The sequence below is a fragment of the Bacillus sp. S2(2024) genome (genome assembly GCF_050474045.1).
Taxonomy (GTDB): domain Bacteria; phylum Bacillota; class Bacilli; order Bacillales; family Bacillaceae_G; genus Bacillus_A; species Bacillus_A yunxiaonensis.
Genome location: NZ_JBFLUS010000003.1, coordinates 1,588,953 through 1,602,789 on the forward strand (window position 1 = coordinate 1,588,953; position 13,837 = coordinate 1,602,789).

Sequence of the window (13,837 nt, forward strand, 5' to 3'; positions counted from 1 at the left end):
TCCACAAGGGTTGGTTCAACTAATGAGCAATGAGGGGGAAAGCCCATACTGCTGAAATATTCACTTTATTACATACATATGAAGGAGTTTGGACAAACATACGATAAAATGTGATTTTTTGTATTATTCATATTTATCTTGTAATTTATGGTATAATGAAGCAAAAAAGGGGGCAAAGAAGATGTTTCGCTTTTTTAAAAAAGGAAAGGAAGAAAGGGAAATTACACAAGATGAGCTAGAACTTGCTATGGCAAAATTTCTTGAAACGAATGCGAACGTGGTATATACGGTATTAGTAAATGATGATTATACGGTTAATTATGATTTATTAAAACCATATTTACCGGCTTTTCCTATAAATGCGTTTATTATTACGAAGGAAACACTTGAAGTATTTGAGAATACACAAGAAAATCTTGCTCTTGTTAAAGAAATTGATGATGTACAGCGTGCTGTCGATCAATATGTAACAGAAAAAGAATCCTTTCCAATCGTTGAAGGCAATGCGAATCGGCTTATATGTTCGATAAAATTAGGACCATACTTAAAAAGGACGCTAGAACGTGACTTATATATATCAGAGAAACATTATTTAGTGACAAGCAAGCCTGATAAAATGAATAAAAGTATTGTACAATAAAGAAACAACAATGAAGAATTGTTGTCTTTTTTTGTAAATATTATGCGCAAGGGTATAGAGATGAGGGGACATCATGATTTTGAGAGAATGGGATTTAAATTTAAAGATTCGTCTGGTGGGAGAATGGCTCTTTGGATTGTTCTTTTGGATGCTTCTTCCGTTTATGGCGATATATTTCGCGGAAGAACTAGGGAAAACGATGGCTGGAATATTACTTGTGTTATCGCAAGTTTTATCTGTTTTTGCTAATTTAGTAGGTGGTTATTTAGCAGATACATATGGTCGTAAGCGTATGATGGTATTTGCTGCATTTGTACAAAGTGCTGCATTTGTACTATTTGCCTTTGCCAATTCGCCGTGGTTGCAATCGCCTATCTTAACATTTATAGCTTTTTCTATTATTGGCATTATGGGTTCTTTATATTATCCAGCAAGTGCAGCAATGGTTGCTGATTTAGTATCTGAAGAACAGCAAAGTAAAGTATTTGCTGTTTTTTATACAATGATTAATATTAATGTTGTGCTGGGGCCGATTTTAGGAGCTTATTTCTTTTTTTCTCATCGCTTTGAATTGTTAATAGCAAGTATTGTAATTAATTTTATAGTTGCATTTGTATTACTTAAGTTTATAAAAGAGACGTTACCAGAGAAGAGGGAAGAAGTAGAAAAGCAAACAGGATGGCTTACTGTTGTGAATGAGCAGATTAAGAATTATCGAATTATTTTTCAAGATCGTGTCTTTCTATTATTCATTATTGCAGGTATTCTTGTTGCTCAAACTTTCACTCAGCTTGACTTATTGTTAGCCGTATACATAAAAGAAAATGTTCCTACACAAGAGTTTTTTCATTTAATTTTAAATGGAGAAACATTGTTTAGCTGGATTATTGCAGAAAATGGATTTTTGGTTGCTCTATTTACTGTATATGTAACAAGGCTAGCAAATTATTTTTCTGAGCGGACTATCTTTCTTTTATCTTCTTTTGCATATGGGATAGCAATGATTATTTTTCCTCACACTATATCAGTCTGGGGTCTTATTATTGCTATGCTCATTTTCACGTTTGGAGAGCTATTCGTTGTTGGAATCCAAAATAGTTTCGTTTCTAAGTTGGCGCCTGAACATATGCGAGGACAATATTTTGCGGCAGCAACACTTCGTTGGTCTGTCGGCCGAACAATTGCACCAATTGCGATCCCCTTAACAGCATGGATAGGTTATCAATACACATTTTACATCATTGCAGTACTTGCGTTTTTGAGTGCATTTTTATATTCTGTGATGTTCGGTTTGTTACAAGAACGAAAAATTCAGGTGAAAAAGGTGCTGAATGAATAAGTAAAATAAAACGCTCTCTTTTTGAAAGGGCGTTTTATTTTATACATAGATTTTATTTTTCGTTCTAGTATTAGTTTCATTTCGAATTTTATAAGTGCAGTGTCTGTAATACTTTTCATGATGCATGGGTGAAAGTTTTTTCATAAATGTACGAACAAAATGAATGGAGGCTTCACTTTACAATTGAAAAGCCTCTGCTAATAAGCGGTAGGAGTTTAATTTATCTTCAAAATCATGCGTGATTGTTACAATCATGAATTCGTCTGTATTATAAGCCGTGCTTAAAATAGAGATTTGTTTTTTTACTTGATTTGGATTGCCAACAATCATTCGTTTTCGATTTTCTTTTATACGTAAATAATCAAATGCGCTATATGGATAATTCAGGGCTTTTTCGATAGATGGTGTGCCGTTTGAACGTACACCTTGTTCAATTAATAACAGGGCTAGATCTAAGCTAGATGCAATTTTTTGTGCTTTTTCTTCAGTTTCTGCACAAATGACAAAAATAGCTACGATAGATTGCGGCTGTTTTCCTAAGAAAGAAGGTTGGAATTGATTTTGGTAATTTTTTATGATTTCTGGACCGCCATAACTATTAATAAATTGTGCAAAAGTGAAAGCTGTACCTTGTTTAGCAGCAATCATCGCACTTTCTCCGCTAGAACCAAGTAAAAAAAGATTTGGTGCAGTTGGAATAGGTGGAGAAGCATGTAAATGTGCAAAGCGATGATTATCTGGTAAACGGTCGTGTAAATACAGGGATAAATCTTGAATTTGTTCAGGGTATTGATCGATTGAAACCATTTTACCTTCTTGGAGAGCCCGTGTGGCAATAGGCATTCCGCCTGGAGCTCGTCCAACTCCAAGGTCAATACGATTTGGGTATAGTGCTTCTAACACGCGGAAATTTTCGGCTACTTTATAAGGACTATAGTGAGGGAGCATAACACCGCCAGAACCTACTCGAATATGATTCGTTTTAGCAGCTATGTGAGAAATTAATATTTCCGGACTTGAACCCGCTAAACTAGTAGAGTCATGATGTTCGGATACCAAAAAACGAGTATAGCCAAGTTGTTCAACTTCTTGTGCAAGTCGAACTGTATTTGAGAACGCTTCTATTGCTGTACTTCCTTCTGCGATAGGAGATTTGTCAAGAACGCTTAATTTTATCATATATAATACCTCTCATTTGTTATTTACGTGGTATTATATATCTACTTACTAAAAATGTATAATAAAATGCTTACTTTATCTATCAGCAACGGGATAGCTACTTAAGGCCGAAAAAGAATTTGCCATTTTTTTTGCAAAGTTTAATGGTGGCTCTACTGATTGGACATGAATATACATGATTACTGGATTTGTATATAACCAATGATTATGTAGAGCACTAACAATAATTCCCTGTTGTACAATGGATTGCATAAATGAAGGAATTTCTTCTTGCAAAATAGCAATTTCCCCTAAATTTAACGCATTACCGTTTTGATCTAAAGATTCAAAGCTCACTCCTGCGGGTATTACAGACATACTTGGTTTCCCTTGAACAAGTACCTTAAAATTGCGATGGAAAGATACTGAACAAGCTCCTTGATCTATTTTACTTTTTCCTTTAAGGATTGTAGCAAATTGTTCGCAAAGAAAGTTAAAGTTGTTCATAAATTTAATCCCCCTTTATCACACAAAATGATGCATTTAGAGATTTAATATAAAAAAGGATTTAGTCCAAATTCCATTTATAAATTGGCTTATTTAAGATTGGCAAACTAATTGAGCATCCTTTACCATCAAAAGATAAAGGTGATTTTCTTGTAGATTGTAAAATAGATTTAAGCTCAAATGATGCTGAGTATATTGCAGATATGGTTTTTATAAGTAAGCGATAGAACAACAAACAACTTTATGCAACAAATGAGAAGAAGGTTATCAATATTAGAAAGACCGCTTGTTACAGCCAGAGGCGATAGCAAGAGTTACATTTATGCAAACTTCAATCCAACATATGCTCAAATGGCAGTAACTATTCTAAGAATTTTCAACAACTTTTGCTTGGAGAAATTTCCAGGCTCTTTTTTTTGTGTGAATTGTAATGTGAATTATCTGCGATTTGTACTAAAAAATAGTGTATTATTTTACGCTTTACACCTCACAAGTAAACTTGTTAAGAAAATCTGAAGGGGTTTTATTTTTACATAATCAGTGTTATCGGAAGTTCGACTGTTGGAAAAGATATAACTATATGGTTAATGAGGGGATAAAAAGTATAGAACAGGGCAGGGGAATAATTATATCCATGAGATATCCGTTTTTGTAACCATTTTTACAGTAAATGTAGGAGTGCAAGAACTGTAACATATCAAAAATGTATGTAAGATTATTCTTTGAACAAGGGAGTTTTTATGAAAAAAACGGGTAAACAAAAAACAGGATTACTAAAAGGATTAATACTTATAACAAAAATAGCTTTAGCTTCTGGTGTATCATGGGAATTAGCAAGAATGTTAGGATCAAAACACCCTTATTTGGCACCATTAACTGTTATTCTTTCGATGCAAGAAACTGTCCAGCATTCTGCCCTGTATGCTTTTTACAGAATTATCGGCACTATTTTTGGAATTTCTATTACCGTTTTTATTATCAGCCATTTAGAAGTGAACGGATGGACGATAGGATTATTACTGTTAGGAGGAATGTTGCTTCCAGTTATACTAAGGGTACACAAAACCATCATTCATCAAGTGGCTTTAACCATTTTACTAGTCTTTGTCTTTGTGCATAAAACGAGCTATTATGTCTCCGATCGAATCAGAGATACTATCGTAGGAGCGCTTATCGCCATTATTGTTCATATGCTGATTTTTCCACCCAATTATTTGAAAGAAGCTCGTTGGACGTTAAATCAATTTGGATGCCATCTTGTACAGCTGTTTGAAAAGACAGCCCATTGGGTAAATACTAACTGCGACCCTGTTAAAGGACAAGATTTAAGAAAGAATATAACAAATCTACTCCAGGAACTGCATCAAGTACAAGAAGATTTTAAGCTGGCAGAAAAAAGTTTGAAATTAAATCCATTTATTAAGAATAAAAAACAAATATTAAAACAAAACGAACAATTTCTCTTGCAGTTAAAGACAGGGTATAACTATATTTCCAATATACTAAACACATTCAATGACTGGTCTAAAACAGATGTTATTTCAAAAGTTGATCAACAACAGTGGGCTATTCAATTACAAATGTTGGGGAGATACATAGAAAAGCAACTTAACGTAAGTCCAGAAAAACATCAAAACTCTAAGAGTTTTAAATTTACCTTAGACTTACTGGATTTATCTTCGATTTCTGTACAAATCAATATCTCACCAGAATTAGAGCCCTATAGATATCAATTAAGCTTGTATAATGATACGCTCAAACTAATTCAGGAGTTAAGAAAAGAACAATAATAACTACTGGCTTTTCCTCTAATCTATGGTGCCGTTTGTATTGAACAAAAAATAAGAGGTAAGTATATATTAAACATAACTAATATATACTTACCTTTATTTTAAATTTTTAAGTCTTTATAATTTGCATATCTATTTTTAATGAGAAATTCCTCTTTCAAAATGATTCATTTCAACTAAAGTAAGAATATATTCGTAATTATCAATCGTTCTCTTGATTTCATCGCGCTCACTTTCTGTTAATTTTACATCTGTTAATCGTTTACATAGTTGAGATTTTTGATTTTCTAATTGTTTCTTAATTTCATGATAGTTGTAAGAGCGTTTCATGTTTCCATCCCCTTCCTTACATTTCCTATCTACATTTTCATTATACGGTTAAATAAAAGAAATGGGTGCATAACCTTTTAACTTTTTATGAAAATTCAAAAGACTAAGAATAGTACATTCCTTCCGTGAATACAATGCATTGAACTATGATTTTGTACTGATGAGTAGGGGTGTGGGATGATGCAAATAAATATGCAATCCCGTCTTACAACAAACGAGATGCTTTTTATTATTGACAATGGATTACCGAAAACGACAGTACCGAAGAACATTATTATTATTGGAGCGGGCATGGCAGGGTTAGTGGCTGGATCGTTATTGAAGGCCGCCGGTCATCGCGTGAAAATATTAGAGGCAAATGATCGAATTGGCGGGCGCATTTATACAGTTAGGATGCCAGAAACAGGCTTATATCTAGATGTTGGGGCAATGCGGATTCCTTATACACATGAACTAACACTTGCATACAATAAGAAGTTTGGGTTAAAGTTAAACCCATTTATTAATCGAAATGACACGGATATTATATATGCAAATGGTCGCAAGACAACATTGAAACAATATGAGAAAAATCCGAGTATTTTACGTTATCCAGTTGCAGTGAATGAAGAAGGAAAATCATCGGAAGAGTTGTTGATGTTAGCAATACAACCCATTCTTGATTTTATTAAAAGAGACCCAGAAAAAAATTGGAGTATTGTAGAGAAAGATTTTGGTAGGTATTCTACAGCAGAGTTTTTAAAAGATTATCCTCACCAATATAAAGTATCTTTTTCACCAGCTGCAGTAGAAATGATAGGGGTACTTCTTGATTTAGAAGGATTTTTAGAAAGAGCATTTGTAGAAACATTGCGCTTTATTTATATTTTACAGCAATCCACAGGGTTTTATGAAATTGAAGGTGGCAACGACGCATTGCCCAAAGCTTTTTTACCGCAATTACAAGATGATATTGTCTTTCAACAAAAATTAATGAAACTAGCGCAGCACGAAAAAGGAATTACAGCATATTTGCGTAATGAAAAAACGTTTGAATACAGCAGTATTACAGGTGATGTTGTCATTGTTACCATTCCATTTACAACAATGAGATTTGTTGAAATTGATCCGTATGATTCTGTTTCTCATGGAAAATGGAGAGCCATTCGAGAACTACATTATATGGCTGCTACGAAAATAGGAATTCAGTTTAAAAGTCGCTTTTGGGAAGAACAGGGTCAACTTGGTGGCCGCATTATTACTGATTTGCCTATTCGTTATGCATATTATCCAAGTCATGGTATTGGTACAAAAGGTCCTGGAATGGTACTTGGAAGTTATACATGGTCGTATGATGCATTGTTGTGGGATGGCTTATCTGAAAGTGATCGTATTTATTATACTTTGCAAAATTTAGGGACAATACTTGGACATCAAGTGTATGATGAATTTATTTCTGGGATATCGAAAAGTTGGACATTAGACCCGTACGCATTAGGAGGGTTTGCAGTCTTTCAGGCAAATCAACAATCAGAATTACAGGATGATATTGTGAAACCAGAAGGAAGAATATATTTTGCAGGTGATCATACTACGTTGTATCATGGCTGGATACAAGGCGCAATTGAATCAGGAATTCGTAGCGCAGCAGCAATAAATCAATTACAGATGTAAAAAGAACACGAGAATGAATCTCCTGTTCTTTTTGTGTACTTATGGAACTGGATGACCGTTTGAACTTTCAAAGATTGTAAACCATTGCTGACGGTCTAATGTTAGTTTTGTTGCTTCAACAGCTGTTTTGACACGTTCTAGTTTACCAGAGCCAACAATCGGCAGCATATTGGCTGGATGAGCGAGTAGCCATGCATACATGATAGAATCGATTCCAGTAATGCCAAAATCAGTGGCAATTTTCTCCAATGTATGGCGTAAGCGAATTGCACGTTCACTTTCCCCTTTGAAAATTTCACCGCCAGCAAGAGGAGACCAAATCATAGGAGAAATTCTGTTTTCTTGACAATGTTCAATCGTACCTTTTTCAAAATGTTCAAGTTGCATAGCGGATACTTCAATTTGATTTGTAACAAGCGGGAAATCTAAATATGAACTTAACATGTTGAATTGAGAAGGAAGAAAGTTGGATACACCAAAGTGTCGTACTTTTCCATCTTGTTTTAAACGAGAAAAAGCTTCTGCAACTTCTGCTGGATTCATGAATGGATCTGGACGATGAATAAGTAATACATCGATATGGTCTGTATTCAGATTTCGAAGTGATTGCTCTGCGCTTTTTATAATATGCTCAGCACTTGTATTATAGTGAACGACATAGCGTTCTGGAAATTTAGGTGATGTGAGAGCGATTCCGCATTTTGTAACAATTTGCATATTGTCACGTAAACCTGGTTTTAATTGAAGCGATTTGCCGAATAAAGCTTCGCATGTATAGTCGCCGTAAATATCGGCATGGTCAAACGTTGTAATGCCCATCTCCATACAAGATTCAATGAAGGAAAGTAATTCTTGATCTGTCATATTCCATTCTGCTAAGCGCCAAAACCCTTGGATAATTCGAGAAAATTCTAGGTTTTGAGCCATTTGAATACGTTCCATTTATGAAGGTCCCCCTTGCTGATATGTATGAACCTAATCAATATGAAAAGGTTTTCTTATTTACCATTATTATATATTCGTGTAGACATGCTTACAACTAATATGTTTTGTATTTAGAAAATAAGAAGACAACGTATGATATAATACGTAATCATATATGTAACAAGGAGATGTAGAACAGTGATTCCAGTAACGATATTAACCGGGTTTCTCGGATCAGGGAAAACAACTTTATTAAATCGTATTTTATCTGAAGAGCATGGAAAAAAACTTGCGGTTATTGTAAATGAAATCGGACAAATTGGTATCGATAATCAATTAATAATGAATGTAGAAGAAGAAATTATGGAAATGACAAATGGCTGTCTATGTTGTACTGTACGTGAAGATTTGCTTGTCGCACTAAAGCATTTACTAGAAGTAAAAGCGACAGGTCAAATGGATTTTGAAGGTTTAGTGATTGAGACAACAGGGCTTGCAAATCCGGGCCCAATTATTCAAACATTCTTTTTAGACCCTATTATTCAGTCTGCATACCAAATTAATGGTGTAGTAACTGTACTAGATAGCTATCATATACATAAACACTTTGAAAAAGGTTTAGAAGCAAAAGAACAGATTGCTTTTGCTGATATGGTTTTAGTAAATAAATTGGATCTAATAGAACCAGTAGAAAAAGAAAATTTGCTTATTGAAATACAAGGGATTAATCCAACTGCAAAATTAATCCCAACAACAAATTGTGAAGTAGATATTCCCTCATTACTAGATATACAAACATTTAAAACGCGTGATAAGTTAGAAATTTATCCGCATAAAGAACAACATCATTTAGAAGGTGTAAAGTCATTTGTGCTAAGGGAAGAGCGTCCTCTTGATTTACAAAAGATAAATGAATGGATGTCAGCTGTTGTACAAGAATTAGGAGAGTATTTATACCGTTATAAAGGAATATTATCTGTTGAAGGGGTAAATCGCCGCATAGTTTTCCAAGGTGTACACACGTTATTCGCTGGTTCATATGACAGGGAGTGGCAAGAAGGAGAAGAACGTGTCAGTGAGATTGTTTTCATTGGTAAAGACTTAAATAAAGAATGGTTTCAAGAGCATTTTCAGGAATGTATAAAATAAGCCTGCGTTTTGAACTGCAGGCTTGTTTTTAGTGTGCAATTAATCTTTTCCAGCTTCAACTAGCTTTTTTGAACCAATAACTGTTTTAACATGAATTTTGGTTATTTAAATTTTATCTCGTTATTCGCGGGCAGTAAAAGCCCGATTGGTAAGAGATTTCCATCAGTGGGGGATGAAAAAAACATTGATGGAAGTTTCATTTTATTTTTTAAAGAAATTGGTTACTATTTTAGAATTTTCGGTGTTTATTATTAAACCTCGAACGTAGTTTTGATCTGTACTTTCTGCTATTGTATTTAAGTCAAACTGTAGCCTATGAAAAAGACAGCTGAAAAAATTTCAGCTGTCTGAAAGGGAAGGTGCATTTAGTTTGTAGCTTCTTTTAAAGTGTTAATGTTTTCTTCCATCAATGTAAAGTAATCTTTATTTTTTTTCGCATCATCATCGGAAATTGTTGCAAGATGATTTAAACGTAAGATTTTTGTTCCTGTTTCTTTTTGAATGACTTCTGCTACTTTTGGTGTAGAGAATGTTTCAAATAAAATATATTTTAAACCATGCTCTTTGGCCGTTGCTGCGATAGTAGCCAAGTCTTTTTGAGAAGGTTCATCAGAAGCAGAGATACCTGCAATTGGAATTTGTTTGAAACCATAGCGTTGCTCCCAATATCCGTATGCAGCATGAGAAACTAAAATTTCTTTTGTCTTTGCATGATCAGCCACTTCTTTAAATTGACTATCTAAATCTGTGAATTTTTTTTGCAATGCAGCGAAATTCTTCTCGAATACTTCTTTATGTTCAGGTTGTAGTTCTACAAGAGCATTTTTAATTGTTTCAGCTTGCTTCATGGCAAGTGTTGGGTCTAACCAAACATGAGGGTCTTTATCATGATGTTCGTTTTTATGTCCATCTTCATGTTCTTCTTCAGTTGAAGATCGTAGTTCTATATCTTTTGATGCATTCACAACTTTAACATTTTCATTTTTTAATGTTTTTTCCATTTTTTCAGCAAATGGTTCTAATCCAGCTCCGTTATATACAAATAAATCTGCTTTGGCAACTTGTACAGTTTGTTTTTGAGTTGGTTCATACGTATGAGAGTCTGCACCTGGTGGATAAATGGCTGTTACGTCTACATAATCACCACCGATTTTTTTAGCAAAGTCAGCTAAGGGGAAAATAGTTGTATAAATGGAAAGTTTGCCGTCTTTTTTATTTGCTGTGTTATTTTGTTTCGAACATCCAGCAAATATAAGGGTAAATATTAGTACGAATGAAAATATAAGTGATTTTTTCTTCATTTTATGCTCCTCATCTCTTTACTTTCTAGCATTCATTTTCTCTAACAAAAAGAAAGAATATCTTTCTTTTAAATAAAACGGAATAATTACGTTTTGATTCACCGATTTAGTATAATACATCTTTGGAAATGTTGCAATAAATAATAATGATTACGATTTATAATTTGTTCTAAATTTGTCACAATGCTATGGTTTATTTTTTATGTTTTTGCATATATCTTTCCATTTCTTTCATATAGTGTGATAGAGGGTGCAGAAAAGGGGATGAGTGAGTGGAATATGGGATCGAAGCGATTTTATTGATATTGGCTGTTGTGTGTCCGTTATCATGTGTGCTTCTTTTTTTAAAAGCACTTATTCGGAATTTAGGAGATCCAAATACAATTACTGAGATGCCAAAAAGAGAAAAAGAATAAACAAAGCGCTTGCATATTGTCTTACGCTGTGCTTATGATAGAGAAAGATATTAGAAAATAAAGAGGTATAGAAACGGATGAAAACAAGAACCGCATTAGTACTTGGAGCTAGTGGCCTAGTCGGGCAAGAAGTTACACAGTTACTGATTGATTCGGACTATTACGATTCAGTTACGATTTTTGTAAGAAAACCGCTGGAATGGGAACATGAAAAATTGCAGCAAAAGCAAGTGGATTTTTCGATTTTAGAACAATATAAAGAATTTTTTGCTGTAGATGATGTGTTTAATTGCCTTGGTACGACAATTAAAAAAGCAAAAACGAAAGAAAACTTTAAAAAAGTTGATTATGATTATACAATACGTGCTGCTCGTTTAGCAGAAGAACAAGGAGTACAAAATTTTCTTGTTATTTCTTCTATGGGTGCGAATCTGAGGTCACTATTTTTTTATTCACAAGTAAAAGGACAGATGGAGAAAGATATTAAGAAGCTAGTCATAGGAGGCATTCATATTTTCAGACCATCTCTTTTACTTGGAGAGCGAGAAGAGTTTCGTTTTGGAGAAAGACTGGGAGAAAAGATTTCAGGTATTATGCCGTTTTTATTTAAAGGGTCTTTTACAAAATATAAGCCGATTTCAGCAGAGCAAGTGGCAAGAGGAATGTATGTAACAGCGCTGCGTGAAGAGTCAGGGGTTCATATACATGAATCTTCGGAAATTGCTAAGATGAAATAAAAAGAGAGAGAAGGTGCCTTCTCTCTCTTTTTATTTGGTAGTGTTTTTAATTCTTCCTGGAGCTCGGCTATACTGAAATGGCTCAGTTAATTCAAAACCAAGTTCATTCGCGGCTGTTCTTGGAAAATATGGGTTTCGTAATAACTCCCGGCCGATAAAAATTAAGTCAGCAGAACCTTGTTGTAAAATTTCTTCTGCCTGTATGCCACTTGTAATAAGTCCAACAGCCCCTGTAGCGATAGAAGCATGTTCTTTTAAATGTTTTGCATAAGATACTTGATAACCAGGATATACATCAATATGTGCTGGTACAACAGCCCCGGAACTACAATCAATAAGGTCAACGCCTTGCTCTTTCATCCACTTCGCAAATGTTACATAGTCTTTTATAGTTAAACCTTCTGGATGATAATCATGAGCGGAGATACGAACGAATAACGGACCATTCCATACCTTTTTCACTTCATCAATAATTTCCCGTAAAAAACGATAGCGGTTTTCATGGGATCCCCCATATTCATCTGTACGGTGATTTGTTAATGGAGATAAGAATTCATTAATTAAATAACCGTGTGCTCCATGTAACTCGATGATATCAAATCCAGCTTCTTTTGCACGTGCCGCTCCATTTCGAAAGGCTGTGATCGTTTCGTGTATTTGTTCTTTACTCATCTGTACAGGAATTTTCATAGAAGAATCAAAAGGAATAGCTGATGGTGCAATAGGATCTGTATGGAGAACAGCTTTTCTACCTGCATGTGCAATTTGGATAGCTGCTTTTGCTCCATATTCATGAATTATATCGACAATTTGACGTAGACCCGTTATGTGTTCATTATCCCAAATTCCTAAATCTTTGTGGGAAATGCGTCCTTCAGGTGTTACTGCTGTAGCTTCTAACATAACAAGCCCTACTTGACCAGCTGCACGCGATGCATAGTGAACAAGATGGAAGTTTGTTGCTTTTCCATCTTCGTTGTTAGAGGAGTACATACACATAGGTGACATAACAATTCGATTTTTTAGTGTAACATCTTTAATTGTATACGGTGAAAATAACTGGCTGTTCACAATAATGATCCTCCTTTATTCCGTCTAAATGGGAATGATTCAATCTTAATTTGTTTATAAATCCAGAATGGTTGAATGAATCGTTTTGATAATATTGTAGCATCGCGTTCTTTTTTTCCATAACGAAATGCTTAAAGAAATATTATGTTATGATTAGTCTACGTTTAGTGAATCACTATAATCCCATTGTTTAAGAATGAAAGGTTTACGTCATGATACAATAGCAAATAAATGAAAAACTAGGAGGTTTTTATGTATCAAGCATATTATGAAAGTGAACTTGGATGGATTGAAGTAAAAGGGGATGAGAACGGCATTTCTTCAGTATTATTTGTAGAACAAAAACAAGAAGATGTTCTTCATCCGATCGTTGAGCAGTGTGTAATGGAGCTAGATGAATATTTTCATAAGAAACGAACAGCATTTACTGTACCGCTCCAAGCAATAGGAACTCCATTCCAGAAGCAAGTATGGAATGCGCTTTGCAGTGTTTCGTATGGGAAAAGTGCCTCTTACCTTGATATTGCTGAGAAAATTGGAAATCCAAAAGCTGTACGTGCTATTGGCGGAGCAAACAGTAGAAATCCGATTTCTATAATTGTGCCTTGTCACCGGATTATTGGGAAGAACGGGAAATTAGTAGGTTATGAAGGTGGACTTTGGCGGAAAGAATGGTTATTAAAGCATGAAGGGTTTTTAAGATAATAGAACAAATCTTTCAATTGTTAAGATCTGTTCTCATGAGATGATAAGGGTATTTTACAAAGTAAAACTTATACTAACAGAATTATATTTTCGTTAATTGTGAGATAAAAGTGACAT

General features: G+C 34.4%; 14 protein-coding genes and 1 pseudogene. 9 read left to right on the plus strand and 6 right to left on the minus strand.

Annotated features, from left to right (window positions below):
• Window positions 1-181: 181 nt before the first annotated feature.
• Complete coding sequence (locus tag AB1284_RS07890; RefSeq protein WP_429750341.1) at window positions 182-640, plus strand: DUF3939 domain-containing protein; 459 nt, start codon at window positions 182-184, stop codon at window positions 638-640.
• A 73-nt stretch (window positions 641-713) separates the two neighbouring features.
• A complete protein-coding gene (locus tag AB1284_RS07895; protein WP_429750339.1) occupies window positions 714-1,979 on the plus strand; it encodes an MDR family MFS transporter in 1,266 nt (421 codons plus the stop codon).
• Window positions 1,980-2,156: 177 nt separating this feature from the next.
• Here the strand turns inward: AB1284_RS07895 and AB1284_RS07900 are convergent, their stop codons facing one another.
• Both AB1284_RS07900 and AB1284_RS07905 read right to left on the minus strand, forming a co-directional pair.
• The gene (locus AB1284_RS07900; RefSeq protein WP_429750337.1) at window positions 2,157-3,158 is read right to left on the minus strand and encodes an LLM class flavin-dependent oxidoreductase; all 1,002 of its coding nucleotides are present in this window, start codon (window positions 3,156-3,158) and stop codon (window positions 2,157-2,159) included.
• Window positions 3,159-3,233: 75 nt separating this feature from the next.
• On the minus strand, window positions 3,234-3,644 hold the full coding sequence (locus tag AB1284_RS07905; protein ID WP_429750335.1) for a DUF1259 domain-containing protein: 411 nt from the start codon (window positions 3,642-3,644) through the stop codon (window positions 3,234-3,236).
• Window positions 3,645-3,754: 110 nt separating this feature from the next.
• Between AB1284_RS07905 and AB1284_RS07910 the strand changes: the two are divergent.
• Window positions 3,755-4,034, plus strand: a pseudogene (locus tag AB1284_RS07910) (insertion element protein); the annotation flags it as partial.
• Between the two features lie 350 nt (window positions 4,035-4,384).
• Window positions 4,385-5,434 carry an FUSC family protein gene (locus tag AB1284_RS07915; protein WP_429750334.1) on the plus strand — a complete coding sequence of 350 codons (1,050 nt, stop codon included), beginning with the start codon at window positions 4,385-4,387 and terminating at the stop codon, window positions 5,432-5,434.
• Window positions 5,435-5,572: 138 nt separating this feature from the next.
• Here AB1284_RS07915 and AB1284_RS07920 read toward each other — a convergent pair whose 3' ends face one another.
• The gene (locus AB1284_RS07920) at window positions 5,573-5,764 is read right to left on the minus strand and encodes a DUF3896 family protein (RefSeq protein ID WP_154713261.1); all 192 of its coding nucleotides are present in this window, start codon (window positions 5,762-5,764) and stop codon (window positions 5,573-5,575) included.
• 180 nt (window positions 5,765-5,944) lie between these two features.
• On the opposite strand from AB1284_RS07920, the gene AB1284_RS07925 reads away from it, so the two are divergent.
• Window positions 5,945-7,417 (plus strand): flavin monoamine oxidase family protein, encoded by a 1,473-nt coding sequence (locus tag AB1284_RS07925; protein WP_429754323.1) that lies wholly within the window; start codon window positions 5,945-5,947, stop codon window positions 7,415-7,417.
• 39 nt (window positions 7,418-7,456) lie between these two features.
• Here AB1284_RS07925 and AB1284_RS07930 read toward each other — a convergent pair whose 3' ends face one another.
• Entirely contained in the window at window positions 7,457-8,359 is a 903-nt protein-coding gene (locus tag AB1284_RS07930; RefSeq protein WP_429750332.1) for an aldo/keto reductase, read from the minus strand.
• 180 nt (window positions 8,360-8,539) lie between these two features.
• Here AB1284_RS07930 and AB1284_RS07935 point away from each other — a divergent pair, with 180 nt between their 5' ends.
• Window positions 8,540-9,490 (plus strand): CobW family GTP-binding protein, encoded by a 951-nt coding sequence (locus tag AB1284_RS07935; protein ID WP_429750330.1) that lies wholly within the window; start codon window positions 8,540-8,542, stop codon window positions 9,488-9,490.
• Window positions 9,491-9,855: 365 nt separating this feature from the next.
• On the opposite strand, the gene AB1284_RS07940 is transcribed toward AB1284_RS07935, so the two are convergent.
• Window positions 9,856-10,791, minus strand: a complete 936-nt coding sequence (locus tag AB1284_RS07940; RefSeq protein WP_429750328.1) for a metal ABC transporter substrate-binding protein — start codon at window positions 10,789-10,791, stop codon at window positions 9,856-9,858.
• A 272-nt stretch (window positions 10,792-11,063) separates the two neighbouring features.
• Between AB1284_RS07940 and AB1284_RS07945 the strand changes: the two genes are divergently transcribed.
• Window positions 11,064-11,207 carry a hypothetical protein gene (locus AB1284_RS07945; protein WP_429754455.1) on the plus strand — a complete coding sequence of 48 codons (144 nt, stop codon included), beginning with the start codon at window positions 11,064-11,066 and terminating at the stop codon, window positions 11,205-11,207.
• Window positions 11,208-11,284: 77 nt separating this feature from the next.
• A complete protein-coding gene (locus AB1284_RS07950; protein ID WP_429750327.1) occupies window positions 11,285-11,944 on the plus strand; it encodes an oxidoreductase in 660 nt (219 codons plus the stop codon).
• 30 nt (window positions 11,945-11,974) lie between these two features.
• On the opposite strand, the gene namA is transcribed toward AB1284_RS07950, so the two are convergent.
• Window positions 11,975-13,015 (minus strand): NADPH dehydrogenase NamA, encoded by a 1,041-nt coding sequence (gene namA / locus AB1284_RS07955; RefSeq protein ID WP_429750325.1) that lies wholly within the window; start codon window positions 13,013-13,015, stop codon window positions 11,975-11,977.
• 252 nt (window positions 13,016-13,267) lie between these two features.
• On the opposite strand from namA, the gene AB1284_RS07960 reads away from it, so the two are divergent.
• Window positions 13,268-13,720: a methylated-DNA--[protein]-cysteine S-methyltransferase gene (locus AB1284_RS07960; protein ID WP_429750324.1), complete on the plus strand. Its 453-nt coding sequence runs from the start codon at window positions 13,268-13,270 to the stop codon at window positions 13,718-13,720.
• Window positions 13,721-13,837: the final 117 nt, after the last annotated feature.